Source organism: Dactylosporangium sp. NBC_01737, from assembly GCF_035963215.1.
Classification (GTDB): Bacteria; Actinomycetota; Actinomycetes; order Mycobacteriales; family Micromonosporaceae; genus Dactylosporangium.
In genome coordinates this window covers 6,022,187-6,044,527 of the sequence record NZ_CP109153.1, presented here as the reverse complement: position 1 = coordinate 6,044,527, position 22,341 = coordinate 6,022,187, and the positions used below count along the sequence as shown (strand labels likewise).

Sequence of the window (22,341 nt, the reverse complement as noted above, 5' to 3'; positions counted from 1 at the left end):
CCGCCTCAAGGCTGACTTCCGAGCGCCCAGCCGTATCCGCCGAACGGGCGCCGGGTCGCCGGTGCGCGCAGCTGGTCAGGTTCCGGGGGTCCGCATCACCGCCGGGTCCACTTCTGGTTGTTGCCGCCGTTGCAGGTCCACAGTTGTACCTTGGTGCCGTTGGCGGTGGTCTGCCCGTTGACGTCGAGGCAGAGCCGGGACTGCACACCGACGATGGTGCCGTCTGACGACAGCATCCACTTCTGGTTGTTGCCGCCGTTGCAGTCCCAGACCTGGACCGCGGTCCCGGCGCTCGTGCCCTGGCCGCGCGCGTCCAGGCATTTGGTACCGAAGACGCGCAGCTCGCCGGCCGGGGTCGGGGCGTAGGCCTGATCGGCGGTACCGTCGCAATCCCAGATCTGGGTGGTGGCGCCGTTGGTCGCGGCGCCGCCGGCGATGTCCAGGCACCGGCCGGACTGATTACCGCTCACCCGGGTGTACGTCGGCAGGGTGACCGCTCCGGTCGTCGTGTCGAGCCCCCACGACGGATACCAGCTCAACGCCGCGGTGCCGTCGCCGGTCAGGGTGATGGGGAGCCAGACCGGCAGGGAGGAGTACAGGTCGCCGGAGTTCCAGCGGTCACCCATGTAGACGTAGCTGGTGCCGGCGGATCCGGTGATCGGCAGCAGGAAGGACACCTGCGAGTCGTAGGTGCGGGTGCCGGACGGCGCGAAGTTGGTGAAGCCGCTCCACGGCCCGGCCGGCGACGTGGCCGTGGCGTACACGTTGTCGTTGGTGCCCCAGCCGGTCAGGTGCGAGGTGAGCAGGAAGTAGCGGCCGCCGACCTTCGCCATCGCGGGCGACTCCAGCGAGGGGAACGTGGCGACGGTGCTCTGGGCACTGGTGTAGTCGGCGGACAGGCGCTCGATGCGCATCCCGGCGGCCGGATCCTCATGGATCATGTACGCCGTGCCGTCGTCGTCCTTGAACAGTCCGAGGTCCCGGCTCGGATGGCCCAGTGGCCGGGTCGCGCCGAGGTAGGTGTACGGCCCGCATGGGGTGTCGCTGACCGCGACGCCGGCCCGCTGGTCGTTGTACGAGGTGTTGTCGATGTGTACCCACAGCACGTACTTGTGCGTCGTGCTGTTGTAGAGCACCTTGGGCCGTTCCACGATCCGGCCCGGCCCCAGGTCCCCGCTGGACTGGCGGGACAGCGCGTTGGCCTGCCGGGTCCAGTGCACCAGGTCGGTGGAGGAGTAGCAGGCCACGGCGGTGAACGTGGAGCCGGCGACCTTGTCCTCGCCCACCATGTAGTAGATGGAGCCGACCGCGAAGATGCCCACGCCATGGGCCTGGAGCCGATTGCCGCCCGTGTCGGTCCACGTGGTGGCCGGGGTGATCGTGGCGGTGGCCGCCCGCGCGGGCGCGCCGGACAGCAGCGCCAGGACGGTGACTATCGGCGTGGCGAGGGCAACCCACCAACGAGCGCGTGCTGTGCGCATGGCACCTCCTGGGTACTCATTGCTGGCCGGCGCCGTCTAGCGCGGCCGTGCGCCTCGCCCGGGCCGTCGCGGCGCTCCAGCGACGGTCGTCGCCGCCGGCTCAGCTGCCACCGGACGACCGGGCGCCTCGACCCGACATCAGCGGCCGTCGAACCGATTCGTTCGCACCGTAGGCTTCGCCATCAAACATGTCAATGCCTCGGTAGTTATGCCTTGCAGCATCGAGGATGCGTTGAACACGGATGCGTCGAATCGATTCTGGACCAGCGCTTCACCTGTAGTGGAAGTTTCACTCGCGCGCAGTCGGCGAAGCCGATCTGCGCAGCGCCCGTGCCAGCTCTGCATCGATCGCCTTACATGCTTGACACGAAACATCAGACGACTTACGTTCCCGCTATGCCTCGGTCGGCACCGAGCGCACGGCCCGGACGGGGATGCGCCGGCGGATTCCCGGTGCCGGCTCGACCGCATGCGTATGGGCACCGAACAGCGACGCCGACGACCAGCGGACCGTCACCGCAGCCCTTTCCGGCGCACTGTCATCGGTTGGTCCGCCCGTTCCGTTCCGACCAAGGAGCCATCCCGTGCCAACACCTCGAACACGGCGCTTCGGCCCGCGCCTGCTGGCTGTCCTCGGCACCGCTGCGCTGGCCGCCGCCGGCGCCGCCGCCGTCCTGACCGCCGGCGCGCCGCCCGCGTCGGCGGCCACCACGGCCGGTTGCGGCAAGACCCCGACGCTGCACAGCGGCCCGTACACCATCCAGAGCAGCGGCCAGAACCGCAGCTTCGTCCTGCGCATCCCCGACGGCTACAGCAACACCCACGGGTACCGGCTGATCTTCGCGTACCACTGGAACGGCGGCACCATGAACGACGTCTCCTCCGGTGGCACCAGCGGTACCGCGTGGTCCTACTACGGCATGCAGCAACAGTCCAACAACAGCGCCATCCTGGTCGCGCCCCAGGGGAACGGCAACGGCTGGGCCAACAGCAATGGCCAGGACCTGACGTTCACCGACGACATGGTCCGGATGATCGAGAACGACCTCTGCGTCGACACCACCCAGCTGTTCGCCATGGGCTTCAGCTACGGCGGCGGCATGAGCTACGCCATCGCGTGCGCGCGGGCCACGGTCTTCCGGGCCGTCGTGGTCTACTCCGGCGGCCAGCTGTCCGGTTGCAGCGGCGGCACCCAGCCGATCGGGTACTTCGGCATCCATGGCATCTCCGACCCGGTCCTGAACATCGGATCGGGCCGGTCGTTGCGCGACACGTTCGTGCGCAACAACGGCTGCACACCGCAGAACGCTCCGGAGCCGGCGCCGGGCAGCGCGCGGCACATCACGACCACCTACTCCTGCCGGGCCGGCTACCCGGTGCGGTGGGCCGCCTTCGACGGCGGGCACGGACCGGGCCCGGTAGACGGCTGCTCCGGCTGTGAGGACGGCGTCCGGACGTGGACGAAGGGCGAGGCCTGGCAGTTCATCTCCTCCTTCGGCGACGGCTCGCTGCCGTCCTCGCCACCGCCGAGCTCGTCCGCCTCGAGCAGCCCGCCGCCCAGCCAGTCGAACGTTACGATCGTGGGGACCGGATCGGGCCGCTGCCTCGACGTGCCCAGCGCCAGCACGGCGAACGGCACGCAGGTGCAGCTGTGGGACTGCCAGGGCGGCGCCGGCCAGCGCTGGACCTACACCGCCAACCGCCAGTTGATGGTGTACGGCAACAAGTGCCTCGACGCCAACGGCCGGGGCACGACCAACGGCACGGCCGTCATCATCTGGGACTGCAACGGCCAGGCCAACCAGCAGTGGACCCTCAACGCCAACGGCAGCATCGGCGGCGTGCAGTCCGGGCTGTGCCTGGACGCCAACGGCGCGGCCACCGCCAACGGCACGAAGATCCAGCTGTGGTCCTGCAACGGCGGTTCCAACCAGCAGTGGAGCCTGCGCAGCTGACCGGGGAGCCGGCGGCGCCGCCCGCCCGATACCGGGTCGGCGGCGCCTCCGGCGTCGCGGCGGTTCGGCCGAGTGGGCCTGGGCGTTTCGCAGCATCTGTGGACTCGTCCGGTTCGTCGGGACAGCATCGAGCTGCCCGCGGTGGTCCCTGCGGCTGCGGCGCACGCGTTGGTGGACGATGCGTGTCGTCGCGGGGCCGCCTCGTTGCGGCCACTGTCCGGCTACCGCAGCAAGCCGCGGTCGTCGCTGCTGGCATTCGCAGGGCGGACGCTCGCGGCGAGCAGCGAGGACGAGCTGACCGAAGCGATGGGGCCATTCGGCGCAGCGGTCATCGCGGGGCCCGGCGCGCAGGGGTGCCGGCAGCTATGGCGATGGCGCATGCCGCCGTCGGTGAGTATGGCGGTGCGAGCGGTCTTCCCCGCCCCGATGGCCAGGTGGAGCCGAGCCGGCGCCCACGTGCCGTTTGCTGCCAGCGTTGACCGCTCGGCGTCACGAACACCGCGACGTGCAGGACCGCAACGCTCTCGACCCGTACCTCCGACAACAGATCACCGCGAATCGTGGGAGTCCAACAGCGTCACGCCGAACCTCAACAGCGTTGCGGCGGAGTTCCCGGACCCGCGACCAGGCCGCGGTACAGTCCTGGCAGCCGCCGACCAGGACAGCGGCGGCGTCCTCGCGAGCACCGGCGTGGACACCAAGACCAACGAGATCACCGCTTCGACGTACTGCTCGATCAGATCAGCGACCTGACCTGCGTCGTGGTGACCGCTGATGCGTTGCACTGCCAGCGCGAGCACGTCACCTATCTCGCCGGCCGCGGCGCGCACTGGATCCTGACCGTCAAGGCAACCAGCCGGTCTGCGACAGCAACTGACCAGCCTGGCCTGGCATCAGGTTCCCGTTGCTGACCGCGATACCGCACGCGGCCACGGCCGCCGCGAGATCCGCACCCTGAAGATCCTCTCGGTGTCCACCGGCATCGCGTTCCCCGGCGCGGGCCAGGTCACCTACGACGAAGACCGCTCCCAGCCCGCAACCCCAACCGATCAATGGCAATACTCGGGATCATCCAACGACTTGCCGGGATGCTGGTCCGCGTGCCGACCTGACAGTGCAGGAGCAGCGGCTGGTGGCGCAGCGCGAGAATTTCGATGTCCTTGTAGCGGTCATTCATGGGCGGTATTCGCAGCAGCGTCACGGCGTTCGTCATGACAGGGTTGGCCAGCCGTAGCAGCACGCTAGGTAACGTTGCCTTTTTCGCAACGCCCCGCATGAGTACCGCCAGCGAGAGCGGGGCGGGCTGTGGGCGCCCAACGGCGTTCATCAGCCTATGACCAGCACGGATCACTCCCGACACCCGCGGTTCGCCGCGACGGCGGGTGGCGCTTTTCGACTGCGTGGCAGGCGAGCGCATAACGGAAATCTGCGACCCCTTTTGCATTCCGTGACGCTTGAATCTTCCGGGACGATCTGGCAGTCTCGGCGGATATAGACGTCGAGCGTTGCCGCCGCCCGCTCACCCTCCGCCGAAATCGACACCTTTTGCATGCGCGGATATTTGTGAGCGCTAACAGGGCGGCAGTGAGACGTGTCGACCCGCCACGGCGAAGGAGCATCCCGTGCAAGCCGACCCTGCCGGCAACGACACCCCCGTATCGCAAGAGCCGACATCAGACGTGACACGAAGGCAGGTGCTGAAGGCCGGCGCCGTCGGGGCGGGTGCGGCGCTGCTGCCCCTCGCGTGGTCGGCGTCGCCGGCCTCGGCGGCCGCACCGCCGGAGGTGGGCGCGGCCAATGGGCTGGCGCTGTGGTATTCGCAGTCCGCCGGCACGGACTGGCTGCGCGCGCTGCCGATCGGCAACGGGCGCCTCGGCGCCATGGTGTTCGGCACCGTCGACGTGGAGCGATTGCAGCTCAACGAGGACACCATCTGGGCCGGCGGCCCGTACGACCAGAGCAATCCTCGGGGCTCCGGCGCGCTGGCGCAGATCCGGCAGCTGGTCTTCGCCGGGCAGTGGAGCCAGGCGCAGAGCCTCATCGACCAGAACATGCTCGGCATCCCGTCGGCGCAGTTGGCGTACCAGATCATGGGCAACCTGCGACTGACGTTCGCCGCGGGCGGCAGCGGGGTGTCGGACTACTCGCGGTTCCTGGACCTGAGCACGGCCGTGGCCGGGGTGAGCTACCTGCAGAACGGGGTCCGGTTCCGGCGGGAGGTGCTTGCCAGCGCCCCGGACCAGGTGATCGCAGTGCGGCTGACCGCGGACCGGGCCGGGCAGCTCACGTTCTCCGCGAGGTTCGACAGCCCGCAACGCGTCACGGTGTCCAGCCCGGACGCCGCGACCGTCGCGATCGACGGGATCTCGGGCGACCTGCGAGGACTGGCCGGCAAGGTCAGGTTCTACGGCCTGGCGCGGGTGGTCGCCGACGGCGGCACCGTCAGCAGCTCCGGCGGCACGCTGCAGGTCCGGTCGGCCAACAGCGTGACGCTGCTCGTGTCGATCGGCACGAGCTATGTCAACTACCGCGACACCAGCGGCGACTACCAGGGCAAGGCCCGCGCGTCTCTCACCGCGGCGGCCGCCCGGACCTGGGACGACCTGCGCGGCCGGCACGTCGCGGACTACCAGCGGCTGTTCGGGCGCACGACGCTGGACCTCGGCCGCACCGCCGCCGCCGACCAGCCCACCGACGTGCGGATCGCGCAGCACGCCAGCACCAGCGACCCGCAGTTCTCGGTGCTGCTGTTCCAGTACGGCCGGTACCTGCTGATCTCGTCGTCGCGGCCCGGCACCCAACCGGCGAACCTGCAGGGCATCTGGAACGACTCGCTGAGCCCGTCGTGGGACTCGAAGTACACGCTCAACGCGAACCTGCCGATGAACTACTGGCCCGCGGACACCACGAACCTGGCCGAATGCTACGAGCCGGTGTTCGGCATGATCCGCGAGCTCGCGGTCACCGGTGCCCGCACGGCCCAGGTGCAGTACGGCGCCGGCGGCTGGGTCACGCACCACAACACCGACGCCTGGCGGGGATCGTCCGTCGTCGACGGCGCGCTGTGGGGCATGTGGCAGACCGGCGGGGCCTGGCTGTCGAGCATGATCTGGGACCACTACCAGTTCACCGGCGACATCACCTTCCTGCAGACCAACTACCCGGCCATGAAGGGCGCCGCCCAGTTCTTCCTCGACGCCCTGGTGCAGGAACCCTCGCTGGGGTACCTGGTCACCAACCCGTCCAACTCCCCGGAGTTGCCCCACCACTCCGGCGTCAGCGTGTGCGCCGGGCCGACGATGGACAACCAGATCCTGCGCGACCTGTTCAATGGCGTCGCGCAGGCCGCTCAGGTGCTCGGCGTCGACGCCGACTTCCGGACCAGGGTCCTGGCCACCCGCGACCGGCTCCCACCGATGAAGGTCGGCTCCCGTGGCAACATCCAGGAGTGGCTGTACGACTGGGTCGAGACCGAGGGCAATCACCGGCACATCTCCCATCTGTACGGGCTGCACCCCAGCAACCAGATCACCAAACGGGGCACGCCCACCCTCTACACCGCCGCCCGCCGCACCCTGGAGCTTCGCGGCGACGACGGCACCGGCTGGTCACTCGCCTGGAAGATCAACTACTGGGCGCGCATGGAGGAGGGCACCCGAGCGCACGACCTCATCCGTCTGCTGGTCACCACCGCACGGCTCGCTCCGAACATGTTCGACCTGCACCCGCCGTTTCAGATCGACGGCAACTTCGGCGCCACCTCCGGCATCGCCGAGATGCTGCTGCAGAGCCACAACGGCGAGCTGCACGTGCTGCCGGCCCTGCCGTCGGCCTGGCCGAGCGGGCAGGTGCAGGGGCTGCGCGGGCGCGGCGGCTACACCGTGGGCGCGAAGTGGGGCGGCGGACAGCCAGACGAGGCCACGGTCCGGTTCGACCGCGACGGCACCGTCAAGCTACGCGGCCGGTTCCTCACCGGCACGTTCACCGTCACCGACACCACCAGCGGCGGCACCGTCACCGTCACCAAACCCGAGAGCGACGCCATCCAACTGTCGGGGCTGTCCGGGCGCACCTACCGCATCGTCGGACAGGCGCAGCAGCAGCAACCGGGATACGTGCGGATCGGCAACGTCACCACCGGCCTGACGCTGGACAGCGCCGGAAACGTGGCATCGGGTGCGGTGCTCAAGCAGTGGGCCTGGAACGGCGGCAACAACCAGCAGTGGCAACTGATCGACCTGACCAACGGCTACTACCGCATCGTCAACCGGACCAACGGCATGGTCATCGACAGCCGGGGCAACGCCGCCAACGGAGCCGCCGCCGCACAGGCGCCGTGGAACGGCGGCAACAACCAGCAATGGCGGCTCAACGACACCGGCAACGGCCGCCGCCAGATCATCAACCGCGGCACCGGCACCGCCCTCGACGGCATGGGCAACACCACCGCGGGCTCCACCGTCGCCATGTGGACGCCCAACACCAGCACCAACAACCTCTGGACCGTCACCACGCTCTGAGCGCGGCACGACGGCCCGGCCCGCACCGCCACATGGCGGGGCGAGCCGGGCCGCTGTGGGTTTCAGGCGGCCGTGCTGGTGACGGTCGCCGGTTGCGGCAGGCCGTCCCAGGCTGCCGCGGGATAGCCGAACGCGCCCACCGAGCGCACGAAGTCCCGCTCGCTCATGCTGGCGTCGGTCATGAACGCACCGGCCTGGATCCGCTCACGGTCGAGCAGGTCAGCGACATAGCTGACGACGAAGTCCCGCATCAGTACCGTTCGGGCCTCGAACCGCTGCGCGGCCGCGTCCCGGGCGCGCTGCTGCAGGCACAGCACGCCGGTCGTGCCGGCCGTCGTCAGCAGCAGCCGCACCGCCAGCGGGACAGCCGGGAACCGCCACCTCCCCACGGGGCAGCATCGCTCGCGCCCACATCAGCCGCACCACTCGACGATCAGCAAACAGCAGCAGGTCCGCACCTGGTTCCGGAAACCGCAACCAAACGCGTCATCAGCACCGCATCGCAGCGCAGCCCGGATCTTGCCAGCAGCCGGCCCGGCTGACCGCGGCCGGCTCCAGCCGATCGCCGAGCGCCTGGGCACGCCCGAGGCCCACGATCACGGTGAGCACGGTGAGATGGTCCACAGTCGATCGCGTACGCAGCATGCGAGTGCCGTGGCTGCGGACATCGTCACCACCCGGACCCTTGACATGATGGCAGCGGCGCAGGACGGTGGGCCGAACCCTGACCGGATGGAGCACGTCATGGCTGTGGACCCCTCCGAGCAGCAACTCGCCGAGTTCCTGGCCGCCGACGCCGACGCCGACGATGTGGACAGTCCGGTGGTGATGCTCAACCTGCTCCGGTTCGCCGAGGGCGGGCGGGAGCTCTACCGGCAGTACAGCGCGGCGTTCAGCCGGACGTTCGCGCCGCGGTACGGCGTCGAGGTGCTCTACGCGGGCAACGGCGACACGCCGCTCGTCGCCGAGACCGGGCAGGCGTGGGATGCGGTCCTGCTGGTGCGGTACCCGTCGCGGCGCGCCTTCAGGCAGCTGGTCGCCGATCCCGAGTACCGGCAGATCACCCACCTGCGCAGTCGCGCGCTGACGGAGGCGGTCCTGCAGCCGACGGTACCGTGGGGCAGCCGCTGAAGCACGCAGGTACACGGACAGCGCCAGAACCTTGTCGGGTGGCTCAGCCTTCCACGCCGGTCGAGGTGTGCGCGGCGCCGACCGGCTTGGATTCCGGGGAGCCACGCTGGCGCAGGTAGACGGCGAGGACCGCCATGGAGAACACGGCGAGGAGCTCGGACTGCCAGTTCTGCAGGGTCCGGTTCCAGAAGTCCGGCTCGGTCAGATAGGTGGTCCAGGACACCGGATCCTGCAGCTGGCTGAGCTGCCGTTCGTTGAAGGCAACGACGCCGGCGATCGACTGCGCCAGCCAGGACAGCAGGAAGATGCCGCCCATGACGAGGCCGAGCGAGTTGGACAGCAGCGTTCGCCGCCAGCCGGCCGCGCTGGCCCATGCCGGTGAGTCGTCTCGGGCGTGCTCGCCGACGAGCTGGTCCTCGTCGGACTCGGTGCCGGCCTGATCCAGGGACTTCGACTCCGGCGAACCCTTCTGCAGCAACCAGACGGTGAGCATGACGAAGAGGAAGAACTGCAGGTACTCCGACTGCCAGTTCTCCGCCACGTCCACCACGAAACTCGCTGAGGTCAGGTATCGGCCGAGCGACACCGGCTGCAGTCCGTCACTGACCTGCTGCTGGTTGAAGTCGGCGTGCCCGGCGATCGCCTGTCCGCCGAGGGCGAGGAGGAACAGCACGCCGAACACCAGCCCGAGCGAGTTCTCCCGCACGAATTTGCGCATCGCGCCGCCCTCATTCATCGGTGCAGCAGCCCGATCGTGATGAAGTACACCAGGCCTGCGCCGACGACGGTCACGCACAGCACGAACAGTGTCCGCATCGTCAGCCTTCCTGCAGTACGCAGTCGTACGGACGTTCGCCCTGTGGCTGGCAGCCGGCCGCGACAACCCGCCACCCACCCGGGAACGCCGCCAGGAACACGGTGTCGTCGTCGAGGACCACCTGGGCCCGCTGCCCGTACACGCGTACGTGACGCACGGTTCCCGGTTCGGGCAGGTCTTCCTCGACGATCGCGTCGGCGCAGGATGCGTTCGCGGACTGTTCGAGCGCCGAGACGGTGTCCGGGGCAAGGACCGCACATGCCGCGGCGCCGTCCCCGTCCCGGGCCGCGGTCAGCAGGAGTACCGCGGTGTCACCCACGGCGTCCCGGCGGGGCCGGCTGTCCGCGCAGCCGGCCGCCAGCGTCACTGCGGCGATGATGGCCACTACCGCAACCGCCCGAGTGGCTTGCATACCGAACGTAATGCCCACCCGAGGCAACTGACACACATGATCTACGGCTGGTCCGTGGCCTGCCGAAGGTATCCTCAGCGCGCGGTGTGTGTGACGATCGCCGCGGCAATGTCGCCCACAGCGAGGATCTGGCTGACCTTGTCCGTGGCGATCGCCGCCGCCGGCATCGCGAAGGCCTTCGAACTGCCTTCGTCCTGCGCCAACACGGTGCCGCCGCAATGCACCACCGCCCGGACCCCGGCCTGCGCATCGTGGCCCTTCCCGGTCAGGACCACCGCAAGCGCTCGCGGGCCACACGTCACCGCAAGCGTCGCCAGCAGCAGATCACCGGATGGGCGGGCGGGTGGCAGCGCACCGGTCTCGATCAGCCCGATCCGCGCTTGCGACGTCACCAGCAGATGCCGCCCGGGCGGCACCACCAGCACCACGCCCGGCCGCATCTCCATGTCGGTCTGCGCCACCTCAACCGTCAGCCGGGTCCGCCGGCCGAGGATCCGCGCCAGTTCACTGGCCCGCTCCGGACGCGATGATCGCCACCACCGGAAACCCGATCGGAAACGGATCCGGGCGCAGGTCCGCCGCGCGAGCGCCGAACTGCGCCTCGGCCGCCGCAGCGCTCACACCGTCGGGATCATCCACGCGCTCAGCGTACGGCCGGGGCGTTCACGGCGGCCGGGAACAATGCCATGCTGCGCGTGCCCCTCAGGGGTGATCTTCCCGATGGAATGGGCACTGCGCGGGTGGAGGTGATCGATCGGGTTTCCGGCTGACCGGGTCCGGGTCAATGGCGGGTGTGGGTGCGGCGCAGGCGGATCCAGCGGTAGCCGTAGCCGTCCAGTTCAAGGTCGTGCAGGTCGAGATCGGGGTATTCGCGGTCGCTGAACACCTCCACCGGCTGGCCGTCGTCGTCGCCCTGGTCCGGCAGCCGGACCCGGGCCGGCCGGTCCGCGAGGTTGTGCACGAACAGAATTGAACCGCTGGCCGCGTCGGCGCGGTGCGCGAACACGTGCCGGGACTCGACCTCGATGACGCGGTGCTCGCCGATGCCGATCTCGCCGCACTCGCGCCGGGTGTGCAGCATCCGCTCGAACCACACCAGCAGCGAGTCCGGGTCGCGACGCTGGTCGGTCACGTTGACATGCTCGTAGGAGTGGTCGCCCTCGGCGATCACGGGAAGGACCAGGTCCTGCTCGGCGGCGGTGCTGAAGCCGGCGTTCGCGGTCGCCGACCACTGCATCGGGGTGCGGATCGCGTCACGCTCCGGCAGCCGCAGGTCCTCACCCATGCCGATCTCGTCGCCGTAGCGCAGGATCGGGGTGCCGGGCATGGTGAACTGCAGGCTGTGCGCCATGCGCAGCCGGCGCTGGCCACCGTCGAGCATCGTGGCGAGCCGGCGGCGGATGCCACGCCCGTACAACTGCTGCCGGCGATCGGGGCCGAACGCGGCGAACACGTCCTGCCGCTCATCCTCGGTCAGCTGCGACAGATCCACCTCGTCGTGGTTGCGCAGGAACGTCGCCCACTGCGCGTGCCGGGGCAACCGCGGCAGCCGGGCCAGCGCGTCGGTGACCGGCCGCGGATCCTCTCGGGCCAGGGACAGCATGAGCGCCTCGTTGAGCCGGAACGCGAACAGCATCTGCAACCGGTTCGCCGCACCGTCGGCGTCGCCGAAGAAGCGCAGCAGATCGCCGTTGGGCACGTTCGCCTCGGCGAGGAAGACCGCGTCGCCGCGCCGCCACGACGTCATCTCCCGCAGCTCGGTGAGGAAGGAGTAGTCACGCTGCTCCGGGTCACCGCCGGCCTCGGTCTGTTCGATCACGAACGGCGCGGCGTCGATGCGGAAGCCACTGACCCCGAGCCGCTGCCAGAACGACACGATCTTGCCCAGCTCCGCCCGGACCTGCGGGTTGAGGATGTTCAGGTCGGGCTGGAAGTCGTAGAACCGGTGGTGATACCAGGCACCGGCCAGATCGCTGTACGTCCACGTCTCCCGCTGTACCCCCGGAAAGATCATGCCCTCGGTGCGGTCCGGCGGCTCCTCGTCCGACCACACATACCAGTCGCGGTACGGCGACCGCGGATCGGAGCATGCCGACACGAACCACGGATGCTCCGAGCTGGTGTGATTGAGCACCAGGTCCAGCATCACCCGCAGGCCACGCTCGTCGGCCACGTTCATCAGCTCAGCGAAGTCGCCAAGGCTGCCGAGGCTGGGATCGACGTTGTAGTGGTCGGTGACGTCATACCCGCCGTCGCGCCACGGGCTCGGATGGATCGGGCTGAGCCACAACGTGGTCACACCCAACCGGCCGAGATAGTCGATCCGGCTGATCAAACCCCGCAGATCGCCGACACCATCGCCGTCGGCGTCCTGGAACGCCCGCACGTCGAAGCTGTAGATCACGCCGTTGCGATACCAACGCTCGCCCAACACCCGCTCCTCGGCACACCTCGTGCGCACCGCACCGGCCGTAGACGGGGAAGCGAGCGGCCGGCACCGCGCATCACCGAGCCGATGGAAAGCAGGCCCGGCCAGGAAGGCTCCCACCGGAAAGGGCGCAACCGGACACAGCTGCGTTACACCGCGGCGTCGGGTCGTCATCCCGATACCTGGCATGGCCCCTCATCCGCGTCGGTGCCGGGCCGGCCGCCCCCGGCGTGGGGTACTGCGGCCGAGCGGGTCTGCCCGGCATCGCGGGTCGTCGCCGGGTCGGCCATCGTTCACATTCACCGAGATGGTTATCCGCCCGAACGGCGGGAAGGGCTACCGGCAAGCGACGGAGGTTGCACGATGAGTCAGCAGACCCACCACCGCCGGCCGGGCCACGCCGAGCAGAGCTACCGCGGCGCCGGACGTCTCACCGGCCGGCACGCCGTCATCACCGGCGGACCGGTCCCGGACCGCCGGATGCAGATACCGCCGACGCAGGGACACCCATGCGGTGATCGGGGCCGCGCCGTGGACGAGTCCGTTGACCACCAGCTCGGTGATCACCAGTTCGGCATTGCCGCTCAGCGCCTGCAGTCCATGCCGCAGACAGAACGTCCGGACGACGTCACGGGCTCCGGCGAGGCCGTCAACCCCGCCGAGGACATCCCAGCACACCTGCACAGGTCCGCTTCCCCCGGCGGCGAGCGCCTCGGCCGCGACGCGGTCGGCGGCGAGCGGCACGTGCCGGCCGATCGCCAGCTCCTCCAGCTCGCGCGCGAGCGCGGGGGCCGCCGAATGGTGGATGAGCTGAGCGCCCGGCCAGGCAGCGGCCGCCCTCGCCAGCGACAAGAACACGGTCAGCGCGACCGGGTCGACGTCGGTGACACCGGCCAGGTCGATGAGCACGGCCTCCGGCTCCGCTGTCAACGCCTTGAGCACGGTCTGCCGGAGCACCGGAGCGGTGAGCGGATCCAGCCTTCCACGCACGGTCACATACGCCAGCGGTGGCGTATGCGCGAGCTCACAGACAAGTGGGTCGCTGGGCACCACTCAACTGTAATGCTGCATACGCGTCGCTGCCTTCCAGGTCACCCCGTCGGTCCGCCAGCATCGAAGCGCAAGCCGCCGCTGGTGGGACGAGCGCCGCCGTCCGGCGGAAGTCAGGTGACCCGCTGTCGTTCGACGGCATCCGTACTTCGCCTGCCCGCCACCGGCGGGACGCAAACAGCAATCGCGCCTCCGGGCCACCGGCGACGAGGGCCTCACCAGCCTCGGTACCGCCGGACCAGTTGCCCGCTGCGCCCACCGAAGGCGTCGCCGCGCCGCAAACACGTATAGGTCATCCGGCACGGGGTAACCGGCAAGCATGGCTGCACGTAGATCCCAATCACATGAGTTGGATGCCGACGACCGCAACGCGATGCCGGACAGCACCTTCGCGTTCCCTCGGCTGCGTAAGGAACCACTCAACGACGCGTCCCACGTCCGCAACGCGATCGCCCGGTTCGACCAGGTCCGCGACGCCACCGACCCGGAACGGGACGAGGCGTAGTCGCGCACATGCACCAACCACCGTGCACCGGCAGGCGTTGTACCGGGTCCAGGAGGGGTACGTCGTCATCATGGACAACCTTGGCGCACCCGTCTCGTATCTCGCCCTGCAGGCCCACCTGCCGGTCTATGACCGCGACGGCAACCGGATCGGTGTCATCGAGCACGTACTGGCAGACGAGGGCAGCGACATCTTCCACGGCCTCGTCGTTCGGGCCGAGTATCTGCTGGACCGGCCGGTCTTCGCCGCGCGCGGCCAGATCGACACGCTGTACGAGCGCGGTGTCACCCTGACCGTCACCGCCGATGATCTGCGTGAGCCGGCCGAGGACCCGATCGCTGCCGATGCGACCGACGACTCGGTGGCAGAGCAGGCCCGCGAGGGACTCCGCCGCGCGTGGGAGTGGCTTCAGCGGCCGCAGTAGCGAGGCGCTGTTTGAGGAGCTCGGCACTGGGCAGGCGAAGGTGTATCACCGTCGAAGGAGGTCGTCATGCCGGCGCGTAACGACATGCCGAGCACGATCGCGCGGTCACCGAAGAAGGCCCAGGACACCTATGTGGAGACCCATGACGCCGCCGTCGCGCAATACGGCGAGGGCGAGCGGGCGCGCCGCACGGCGTTCGCCGCGCTCAAGCACTCGTTCGAGAAGGTCGGCGACCACTGGGAGCCGAAGGACGAGAAGGGACCGAGCGACGCCAAGGCCGCCGGTGATCGGGACACGGACGCCGAGACGGCCGGTGGGGTCGACGCCAACGCCAGCAAGGAGCACCTGCTGGACTTGGCGAAGCGACTCGGTATCAGCGGCCGCAGCCGGATGAGCAAGGCGGAGCTGGTCGAGGCGTTGCAGAAGGCCAACGCCGCGAGCAGCCGGAAGGCCCTGAACCGGTAGCGGCGATGACGGCGCACGATCCTCGGCGGACGGCGCGGGGGCTGCTCGACGCGGACGGCCGCACCTACGCGGACCAGGCTGGCATCAGGCTCGCCGACACGCCGGGGCCGTTGTACCAGCTGCTGGTCCTGGCCACGCTGCTGAGCGCGCGGATCTCGGCGGACATCGCGGTCGTCCGGCCTGGTACGCGTCGGGCGCGACCGCAAGGCCGCCGACGCGGTGATTGCTGATACCGGGGCGTTTACCCGTCAGATCCGTCGGCCGCGGTCGTCTTGAGCGCGGCGGCGGTGTCGCGGGCGATCTGGATCTCCTCACGGGGCTGAACGACGAGGACGGGCACGGTGGCGCTGGCGGGGCTGACCGGTCCGTCGTCGTCCCGGTTGCCCCGCACCGGCAGGGGGACGCCGAGGAGGCCGAGTCCGGCGCAGATGTCGTGACGGACCTCGGGCTGGTCCCAGCCGATCTCGCCGGTGAACACCAGCGCGTCGAGCCGGTCGAGTGACGTGGTGGCGGCGGCGATCTCGCGGCGGACCCGGTGGCTGTAGACGTCGAGGGCGAGGGCGGCGGCCGGGTCGTCGTCGCGGGCGGCGACGAGGTCGCGGGTGTCGCCGGAGCGGCCGTCGGACAGGCCGAGCAGCCCGGCGTGGTGGTTCAGCCCGTCGCTGGCCTGATCCAGGGTGAGCCGGTCGTCGTCGAGCAGCCACAGCAGCAGGCCGGGATCGACAGCGCCGGAGCGTTTGCTCATCGGTACACCGTCCAGCGGGGTGAAGCCCATGGACGTGTCGACGCTGCACCCGTTGCGGACGGCACAGACCGATGCCCCGCCGCCGAGATGGGCCAGGACGAGGTGCAGCCCGTCGGCGGGCCGGGCGAGCAGTTCCGAAACGCGGTGGGTGGCGTACGCGTAGGACAGACCGTGGAAACCGTAGCGGCGCAGTCCCCAGCGGCGGCGCCACTCGGCGGGCAGCGGGTAGGTCGCCGCCGCTATCGGCAGGTCGGTGTGGAAGGCGGTGTCGGGGCACAGTACGTGCGGCACGTCGGGCAGCAGTTCCCGGAGCGTGTCCAGCAAAGCCAGTGTCGGCGGCACGTGCAGCGGCGCCAGACCGGCGAGGTCGTCGAGGGCGGTGCGGAGGCTGTCGTCGACGACGGCCGGCCGCCGCACGAGGTCGCCGCCGTGGACGAGGCGGTGCCCGACCGCGGCCGGTGCCTGGTGCGCGGCGACGAAGTCGCGGACCGCGCGGTCGGCGTCGTCGGAGCCGGGCGGGTCAGGCCGGTCCAGCCGCGCCCCGGCGGTGTCGCCGTCGACGTGGACGAGATGCAGGCTGGACGAGCCGCCGTTGACGGTCAGCACGCTCATGACGTCCACGTCCAACCGGTGAACTCGTCGGCGTCCGCGCCGTGGCGGTACGCGTGCGCGATCAGCCGGTCCCGTTCGCGGTGCAGGTCGTCGGCGATGTCGCCGCCGTGTGAGGACCAGCCCTCGGCGACGGTGACGGCGTGCGCGGCGAGGTCATGGCGGGTCATCGCGTTCGCGGCGAGCAGGTCGTACGGCGTGGTGGTGGTGCCTTCCTCCAGGTAGCCGTGGACGTGGAACCGGTTCGGGTCGGGCCGGCCGTGCAGCACCTCGTGCACCGCCGACGGGTAGCCGTGGAACGCGAACACCACGGGCACGTGCGCGCCGAACAGACCGGTGAACTCCTCTTCGGTCATGCCTCGCGGGTGGCGGTCGCGTGGGGCAAGGGTCAGCAGATCCACCACGTTGACGACCCGGACCCGCAGCGCGGGGGCGTGCCGGCGCAGCAGCCACGCGGCCGCGAGCGTCTCGGTGGTCGGTGTCGTGCCGGCACAGGCGAGCACGAGCTGCGGATCATCACCGGTGGACGCCCAGTCCAGCACGCCGGCGCCGGCGCGGCAGTGCGCCTCGGCCTCGGGCAGGCCGAACCACTGCAGGCCGGCCTGCTTGCCGGCGACCATGAGGTTGATCGCGCCGGTCGAGGTGAGGCAGTGCCGCATCGTGACGAGGAGGGTGTTGGCGTCCGGCGGCAGGTAGATCCGCGCGACGGAGGCTTTCTTGGTGAGCAGGTTGTTGATGAACCCGGGGCCCTGGTGGCTGTAGCCGTTGTGTTCCTGCCGCCAGCCGTCGCTGGTCAGCAGGTAGTTCAGCGACGCGACCGGTGCCCGCCAGGGCACCTCGTGGGAGATTTTGAGGAACTTGGCGTACTGGTTGACCATCCCGTCGACGATCGGCACGAACGCCTCGTAGCACGGGAACAGCCCGTGCCGGCCGGTGAGCAGGTACCCCTGCAGCCAGCCCTGGCACAGATGTTCCGACAGCACCTCCATCACCCGGCCGTCCGGCGCGAGGTGCTCGGCGTATCCGGGCACCGGCCAGACGTAGGCCCGGCCGGTCGCGGTCAGGATGGCGTCGAGTTTGTTGGATGCCAGTTCGTCGGGGCACATGATGCGGAAGTCGCGGCGGTCGGCGGTGGTCCGCATCAGCTCGGCCAGCCAGCCGGCGAGGGTCGCGGTGGCGCCCGCGGTCGCGACGCCGGGCTCGGCGACCTCGATCGCGGCGATGTCCACGGGCGGCATTGGCAGGTCGCGGCGTAGCTGCCCACCGTTGGCCTGTGGCACGCGGCCCAGCCGCAGGTCGCCGTCCGGCGGCACGGACAGCAGATCGGCATGCGGGCGCCCATCGGGGTGGAACAGGTCCTCGGGCCGGTACGAGCGGAGCCACCGCTCCAGCAGCGCCAGCGATTCGGGGTTGTCGGCGACGTCCTCGAGCGGTACCTGGTGGGCGTGGAACGTCCCCTCGAGCGGCCGGCCGTGCGCATCCGTCTCCGGCACGCCCCAGCCTTTCGGGCTGCGCACGATCAGCATCGGCCACAGCGGGGGTTCAGCCCGTTCGCCGGCGCGCCAGCGGCGCCGAAGCATGCCGGCGTCGGTGTGTACGGTGTCGAGGAGCTGGGCCAGAGCGGCGTCGGGGTCGTCGACGGCGCTGACGTCGAGGATGCGTGGTGACCAGCCGCAGCCGGTGAAGTAGCTGCGCAGCTCGGCGTCGCTCATCGTCGCGTACACCGTCGGCGAGGCGATCTTGTACCCGTTGAGATGCAGGATCGGCAGCACCGTGCCGCACGTCGCCGGGTCGATGAACTTCGTCGACTGCCACGATCCGGCCGTCGGGCCGGTCTCCGCCTCCCCGTCACCGACGATGCATGCCACCAGCAGGTCCGGGTCGTCCAACGCGGCACCGACCGCGGTTGCCAGGGCGTATCCGAGCTCGCCGCCCTCATGCACGACGCCGGGTACCTCCGGCGACAGGTGGCTCGGGAATCCGCCCGGCCAGGAGAACCGCCGCACCAGCTCAGCCAGGCCGGCGCCGTCACGCGTCAACGCCGGGTCGTACTCGGCATGCGTGCCTTCCAACCACAGGTTCGCGTGGACCGCGGGCGCGCCATGACCGGGCCCGGTGACCAGCAACGTCCGCTGCGCCGTCGTGCGGACCAGCCGGTTCAGCCCCGCATACACGAACGTGATCCCAGGACACGTGCCCCAGTGCCCGAGCAGCCTGGGTTTGAGATGCTCCGCCCGCAGCGGCTCGGTCAGCAGCACGTTGTCCCGCAGGAAGATCATCGCTGCGGCGAGATAGTCGGCAGCCCGCCGGTACCGGCTCAGCACCGCCGTCCCGACGGGCGCATGCATCGTGGTTGTCGCCATGGTTTTCCCCTCGCCCGAGATCGCATCGCTGTCCGCATACCCCGCAAGGGGGCGATCGACTCGCCCTGCGGGGTACGCATGGGGGTTGCGACACCATCGCGTTGCTGGTTCAGGTACCGCCGACGTGAAAATGCTGTAGCACCGCGCCGAGCTGATCGTCGAGGCCTCGCCGGCTGGACTGCCCGACGACGTCGGCATCGACATTGCCGCCTTGACGTGGACCGCTGGGACCTGAAAACTGGCGCATTCACATCGTTCGCTCTATCCAGTCATCGGGCAGCGAATCGGCGTCTGGGACGCCGAGTTCGGCGTAGATGGCTAGAGCTTCTTGCCGGTGCATCTGTGCGCCGGGATGCCCCAGCGCGGTCAGGCACCGACTGATTCCGCCGTGAGCGTGCGCCTTCGCCACGCGGTATTCAACGGTTGCCGTGATCTCAAGCGATTGATGGTAGTGGGCAAGCGAAATCTCGTAGTCATGGATGTCGCTGTGGATCGCGCCCAGAACGTTGTGTGTCTCGGCCAGATCCACCGGGTCGGCGATGTCGTGGAGAATGGCGAGTGCCTCACGCGCGTGGTTCAGTGCCTCATGAGGCTGCCCGGATCTTCGAGTCGCCTCCGCGAGCCGGTGCAAATAGTCAGCTTCAAAGCGCCGGTCCTCACCCTGTCGGGCAAGGTCTACGCTCTGGCGAAGCAGCCGGACCGCGCTGTCGTGCTCGCCCAGTCCGCTGTGGGCGGTGCCCCGTCGACTCAGAACAGCGCTCGCCTGCCGCAGGTTCGCGAATCCGTCGAGGGGGAGCGCCGCCCGATCCGCGGCGTCGATCGCCTCACGGTGGCGTCCCAGCCGACTCAGGGCATCCATGATCACCGTCAAGGCCGCCGCTTCACGCCACAGGTCGGCCTGGTCATGGTAGATCTCGAAACTGCGGGTGGCGTATGTGATGGCATCGGTGAACGAGCCGATCAGGTAGCTCAGGTCGGCCTTGTGAATCAGTGATCGCGCGATGCCGTCGCGATCGCCCGAATGAGCGGCATTGGCTGTGCCTTGGTTGAGGAAGTCGAGTGCAAGCCGGTATTGGCCCAGCACCTTGTGCATCAAGGATACGTCCAGGAGGCAGGCGGACCTCACTACGGGCGGGGTTTCGGGCCCGCATGCGGCCAGCGCAATCTTGAATACCTCGAGGCTCGCCGAGAGCTGGCCGTTTTCGTACAGGAGTGACCCCACATTGCGCGGAAGCTGCCAGCCGGCTTCGCCGGCCCGGTGCTGCGCCGCGAGCCGGGCGATGGCTGGGAGATTGGCGTGCTCGGCATTGACCCACGACCGAATTTCTGAAGTCTTCGTGAGTTGAGGGACGGCAGTCGGCCGATGTCGAGGGCTTGCGCCGAGGCTGGGCCGCCCGGGTGCATCCAGTTCGGTGGCAATTTGAGTGACATGCAGGTAGTAGTCCAGGAGTCGGTCAAGTGCGGCCGATCGTTCCGACGCGGGCTCCTCAGCTTCGACGCTGACGCGGGCGAAGTCGCGCACCAGGTCATGCAGACGGTACCGGCCAGGGAGGTGCGGTATCAGCAGATGCATGTCGCAGAGGGCGTCGAGCAGATTCTCGGCCTCGTCCACGGTCAGGCCGGCCAGCGCCGCCGCGGCGAAGACGTCGATGTCTGAGCCCGGATGCACACCGAGCAAGCGGAACATGCGCTGCTCAGCATCGTCAAGGTGTTGAAATGACAGGGAAAAGGCAGCGGTGACACCCCTGTCCTCCGACTGCAGCAACCTCGTCCTGTGATGGTCATCGGCCAGCCGCCCGACCAGATCAGACACTGTCCATTGTGGACGCGTACGTAAGCGGGCAGCGGCGATGGATATCGCGAGTGGCAGATGGCCACAAAGTTTGACCACTTCGATGACTGTGGCTGGTTCGGCCTCGCAGCGCTCCGGCCCGGCGACTGCCCGGAACAAGGCAACGGCGTCGTCCGGGGGCAGAGTGTCCAGCGACAACACTTCCGCACTGTTCAGCCCGGTCAATCGGCGCCTGCTGGTAATCATGACCGCACAGCTGGCTGAACCCGGCAATAGTGGCCCGACCTGGGCGGAATTCAACGCATTGTCGAGAACAAGCAGGACACGCCTTCCGGCGAGTTCCCCCCGCCACATGGCGGCCCTCTCGTCCAGGCTCTTCGGGATTCGCGCGTCGGGAACCCCGACGGCGCGTAGCAGCACATCCAGGGCCTCGTCAGCTGTCAACGGATCACGGCCGGCAGTGTGCCCATGCAGATCGATGAACAGTTGGCCATCAGCGAAGCGCCCCGCGAACCGGTGTGCCGCATGCACCGCTATGGTCGTCTTGCCGACCCCCGACATTCCGTCAATAGCCTGGATCACCGTCACGCCGCCACTGTCCGCAATGGACATCAGCCGGTCCAGTTCGGCCAGGCGGCCGATGAAATGCCCAATGTCTCGCGGCAGATAGTTGCGCTGCAGCGCTTCAGACCGGTAATTCAGCGCCGGATCAGCGGCGAGGATCTGGTGATACTGACTCTGCAGCTCTGGACCTGGGTCCACCCCCAGGTCCTCCGCAATCGTCTGGCGAATCCGCTGGTAGCACACCAGCGACTCCGCAGCCCTCCCGGCACGGTACAGCGCCAGCATCAGCAGGCCGGCCAGAGGCTCACACAACGGATATCGATCAAGTTCCGCGCTCAGCTCGTCGGCGACGACACCATGCGATCCCAGTTCCAGAGAGATCTCGGCCCAAGCGATGACTGCCGACAAGCGCCTTTCCTCGAGCTGGCCCGCGGCAGTCAATGCCGTCCTGCCCCCGACATCCGCGAGCGCCGGCCCGCGCCAGATCGCCAACCCTGCTCGCAATGTCTCGGCTGCGCGCATCAGATCGTGGCGGGCCCGGGCCGCATGCGCCTCGGCCAGGCATCGTTCAAATCTCCCGGCGTCCACCTGTTCGACCGGGACCCGCAACATGTACCCGGGGCCGACCGCCGCCAGCGCTGTGCCCACAGGTGTGCGTCGCAACGCGGACACCGCATTTTGCACCTGCTTACGGGCCGTAACCGGAGGCTCACCATCCCACACGGCGTCCACGAGTTGGCCCAACGTAACTACCCGGCCGGCGTTGAGCGCCAGAGTCGCAACAACACGCCGCTGCTTCGTCCCGCCGATCGTGACGTGACTGTCGCCATGCCGGACCTCAAGCGGCCCCAGGATTCCGAACTCCATGCCGCCTCCCACCTTCGTCAAGCTCCTGGCGAGTGTACGAGGGGCAGTCCGATCGCGAGGAGACCGATCGAGGACGAAACGATGACGGCATTGGTCACGATGACACGTGCGAGCGAACTCCACGCCAGATCCGGCATGACTTTGCGACGCGCACCGAAGCCGCAGGTAACGGGGGCTCAGTTCGCCGGCGAGATCCGGCGAACTGGGGCAGGT

The 22,341-nt window shown here is 69.2% G+C and carries 19 protein-coding genes; 6 read left to right on the top strand and 13 right to left on the bottom strand.

What is annotated here, in order from left to right; all coding sequences use genetic code 11:
- Positions 1-95: 95 nt before the first annotated feature.
- Entirely contained in the window at positions 96-1,481 is a 1,386-nt protein-coding gene (locus OHA72_RS27150; protein WP_327010622.1) for a ricin-type beta-trefoil lectin domain protein, read from the bottom strand.
- Between the two features lie 647 nt (positions 1,482-2,128).
- Here OHA72_RS27150 and OHA72_RS27145 point away from each other — a divergent pair.
- The gene (locus OHA72_RS27145; RefSeq protein ID WP_327011671.1) at positions 2,129-3,436 is read left to right on the top strand and encodes a ricin-type beta-trefoil lectin domain protein; all 1,308 of its coding nucleotides are present in this window, start codon (positions 2,129-2,131) and stop codon (positions 3,434-3,436) included.
- 548 nt (positions 3,437-3,984) lie between these two features.
- Here OHA72_RS27145 and OHA72_RS27140 read toward each other — a convergent pair.
- Positions 3,985-4,266, bottom strand: coding sequence for a hypothetical protein (locus OHA72_RS27140; RefSeq protein ID WP_327010621.1), 282 nt, complete (start codon positions 4,264-4,266; stop codon positions 3,985-3,987).
- A gap of 176 nt (positions 4,267-4,442) precedes the next feature.
- Positions 4,443-4,676: a hypothetical protein gene (locus OHA72_RS27135; protein ID WP_327010620.1), complete on the bottom strand. Its 234-nt coding sequence runs from the start codon at positions 4,674-4,676 to the stop codon at positions 4,443-4,445.
- 439 nt (positions 4,677-5,115) lie between these two features.
- Here OHA72_RS27135 and OHA72_RS27130 point away from each other — a divergent pair, with 439 nt between their 5' ends.
- Complete coding sequence (locus OHA72_RS27130; RefSeq protein ID WP_327010619.1) at positions 5,116-7,956, top strand: glycosyl hydrolase family 95 catalytic domain-containing protein; 2,841 nt, start codon at positions 5,116-5,118, stop codon at positions 7,954-7,956.
- 62 nt (positions 7,957-8,018) lie between these two features.
- On the opposite strand, the gene OHA72_RS27125 is transcribed toward OHA72_RS27130, so the two are convergent.
- Entirely contained in the window at positions 8,019-8,345 is a 327-nt protein-coding gene (locus OHA72_RS27125) for a hypothetical protein (protein WP_327010618.1), read from the bottom strand.
- A 355-nt stretch (positions 8,346-8,700) separates the two neighbouring features.
- On the opposite strand from OHA72_RS27125, the gene OHA72_RS27120 reads away from it, so the two are divergent.
- Positions 8,701-9,087: a DUF1330 domain-containing protein gene (locus tag OHA72_RS27120; RefSeq protein WP_327010617.1), complete on the top strand. Its 387-nt coding sequence runs from the start codon at positions 8,701-8,703 to the stop codon at positions 9,085-9,087.
- Positions 9,088-9,130: 43 nt separating this feature from the next.
- Here the strand turns inward: OHA72_RS27120 and OHA72_RS27115 are convergent, their stop codons facing one another.
- From OHA72_RS27115 to OHA72_RS27090, 6 genes are all read right to left on the bottom strand, one after another.
- Entirely contained in the window at positions 9,131-9,805 is a 675-nt protein-coding gene (locus tag OHA72_RS27115) for a DUF6766 family protein (RefSeq protein ID WP_327010616.1), read from the bottom strand.
- A gap of 100 nt (positions 9,806-9,905) precedes the next feature.
- Positions 9,906-10,271, bottom strand: a complete 366-nt coding sequence (locus OHA72_RS27110; protein WP_327010615.1) for a hypothetical protein — start codon at positions 10,269-10,271, stop codon at positions 9,906-9,908.
- Positions 10,272-10,390: 119 nt separating this feature from the next.
- Positions 10,391-10,777, bottom strand: coding sequence for a chemotaxis protein CheB (locus OHA72_RS27105; RefSeq protein ID WP_327010614.1), 387 nt, complete (start codon positions 10,775-10,777; stop codon positions 10,391-10,393).
- A gap of 43 nt (positions 10,778-10,820) precedes the next feature.
- On the bottom strand, positions 10,821-10,955 hold the full coding sequence (locus OHA72_RS27100; protein WP_327010613.1) for a hypothetical protein: 135 nt from the start codon (positions 10,953-10,955) through the stop codon (positions 10,821-10,823).
- Positions 10,956-11,097: 142 nt separating this feature from the next.
- A complete protein-coding gene (locus OHA72_RS27095) occupies positions 11,098-12,747 on the bottom strand; it encodes an alpha-amylase family protein (protein WP_327010612.1) in 1,650 nt (549 codons plus the stop codon).
- 333 nt (positions 12,748-13,080) lie between these two features.
- Entirely contained in the window at positions 13,081-13,734 is a 654-nt protein-coding gene (locus OHA72_RS27090; RefSeq protein WP_327010611.1) for an STAS domain-containing protein, read from the bottom strand.
- A gap of 409 nt (positions 13,735-14,143) precedes the next feature.
- On the opposite strand from OHA72_RS27090, the gene OHA72_RS27085 reads away from it, so the two are divergent.
- The 3 genes from OHA72_RS27085 (at position 14,144) to OHA72_RS27075 (ending at position 15,188) form a co-directional block, all read left to right on the top strand.
- Positions 14,144-14,299, top strand: coding sequence for a DUF6582 domain-containing protein (locus OHA72_RS27085; protein ID WP_327010610.1), 156 nt, complete (start codon positions 14,144-14,146; stop codon positions 14,297-14,299).
- A gap of 70 nt (positions 14,300-14,369) precedes the next feature.
- Positions 14,370-14,723: a PRC-barrel domain-containing protein gene (locus OHA72_RS27080; protein WP_327010609.1), complete on the top strand. Its 354-nt coding sequence runs from the start codon at positions 14,370-14,372 to the stop codon at positions 14,721-14,723.
- A 66-nt stretch (positions 14,724-14,789) separates the two neighbouring features.
- Complete coding sequence (locus OHA72_RS27075; RefSeq protein ID WP_327010608.1) at positions 14,790-15,188, top strand: ChaB family protein; 399 nt, start codon at positions 14,790-14,792, stop codon at positions 15,186-15,188.
- 241 nt (positions 15,189-15,429) lie between these two features.
- Here OHA72_RS27075 and OHA72_RS27070 read toward each other — a convergent pair whose 3' ends face one another.
- From OHA72_RS27070 to OHA72_RS27060, 3 genes are all read right to left on the bottom strand, one after another.
- A complete protein-coding gene (locus OHA72_RS27070) occupies positions 15,430-16,545 on the bottom strand; it encodes an acetate/propionate family kinase (protein WP_327010607.1) in 1,116 nt (371 codons plus the stop codon).
- Positions 16,542-18,905: a phosphoketolase family protein gene (locus tag OHA72_RS27065; protein WP_327010606.1), complete on the bottom strand. Its 2,364-nt coding sequence runs from the start codon at positions 18,903-18,905 to the stop codon at positions 16,542-16,544. Before OHA72_RS27065 ends, OHA72_RS27070 begins: the two co-directional genes overlap by 4 nt.
- A gap of 247 nt (positions 18,906-19,152) precedes the next feature.
- Complete coding sequence (locus OHA72_RS27060) at positions 19,153-22,128, bottom strand: AfsR/SARP family transcriptional regulator (protein WP_327010605.1); 2,976 nt, start codon at positions 22,126-22,128, stop codon at positions 19,153-19,155.
- Between the last annotated feature and the right edge of the window lie 213 nt (positions 22,129-22,341).

Coding starts and splice junctions, on each gene's coding strand:
- OHA72_RS27150 (WP_327010622.1), bottom strand. CDS start 1,481: ATGCGCACAGCACGCGCTCGTTGGTGGGTTGCCCTCGCCACGCCGATA.
- OHA72_RS27120 (WP_327010617.1), top strand. CDS start 8,701: ATGGCTGTGGACCCCTCCGAGCAGCAACTCGCCGAGTTCCTGGCCGCC.
- OHA72_RS27115 (WP_327010616.1), bottom strand. CDS start 9,805: ATGCGCAAATTCGTGCGGGAGAACTCGCTCGGGCTGGTGTTCGGCGTG.
- OHA72_RS27080 (WP_327010609.1), top strand. CDS start 14,370: ATGGACAACCTTGGCGCACCCGTCTCGTATCTCGCCCTGCAGGCCCAC.
- OHA72_RS27075 (WP_327010608.1), top strand. CDS start 14,790: ATGCCGGCGCGTAACGACATGCCGAGCACGATCGCGCGGTCACCGAAG.
- OHA72_RS27070 (WP_327010607.1), bottom strand. CDS start 16,545: ATGAGCGTGCTGACCGTCAACGGCGGCTCGTCCAGCCTGCATCTCGTC.
- OHA72_RS27065 (WP_327010606.1), bottom strand. CDS start 18,905: ATGGCGACAACCACGATGCATGCGCCCGTCGGGACGGCGGTGCTGAGC.
- OHA72_RS27060 (WP_327010605.1), bottom strand. CDS start 22,128: ATGGAGTTCGGAATCCTGGGGCCGCTTGAGGTCCGGCATGGCGACAGT.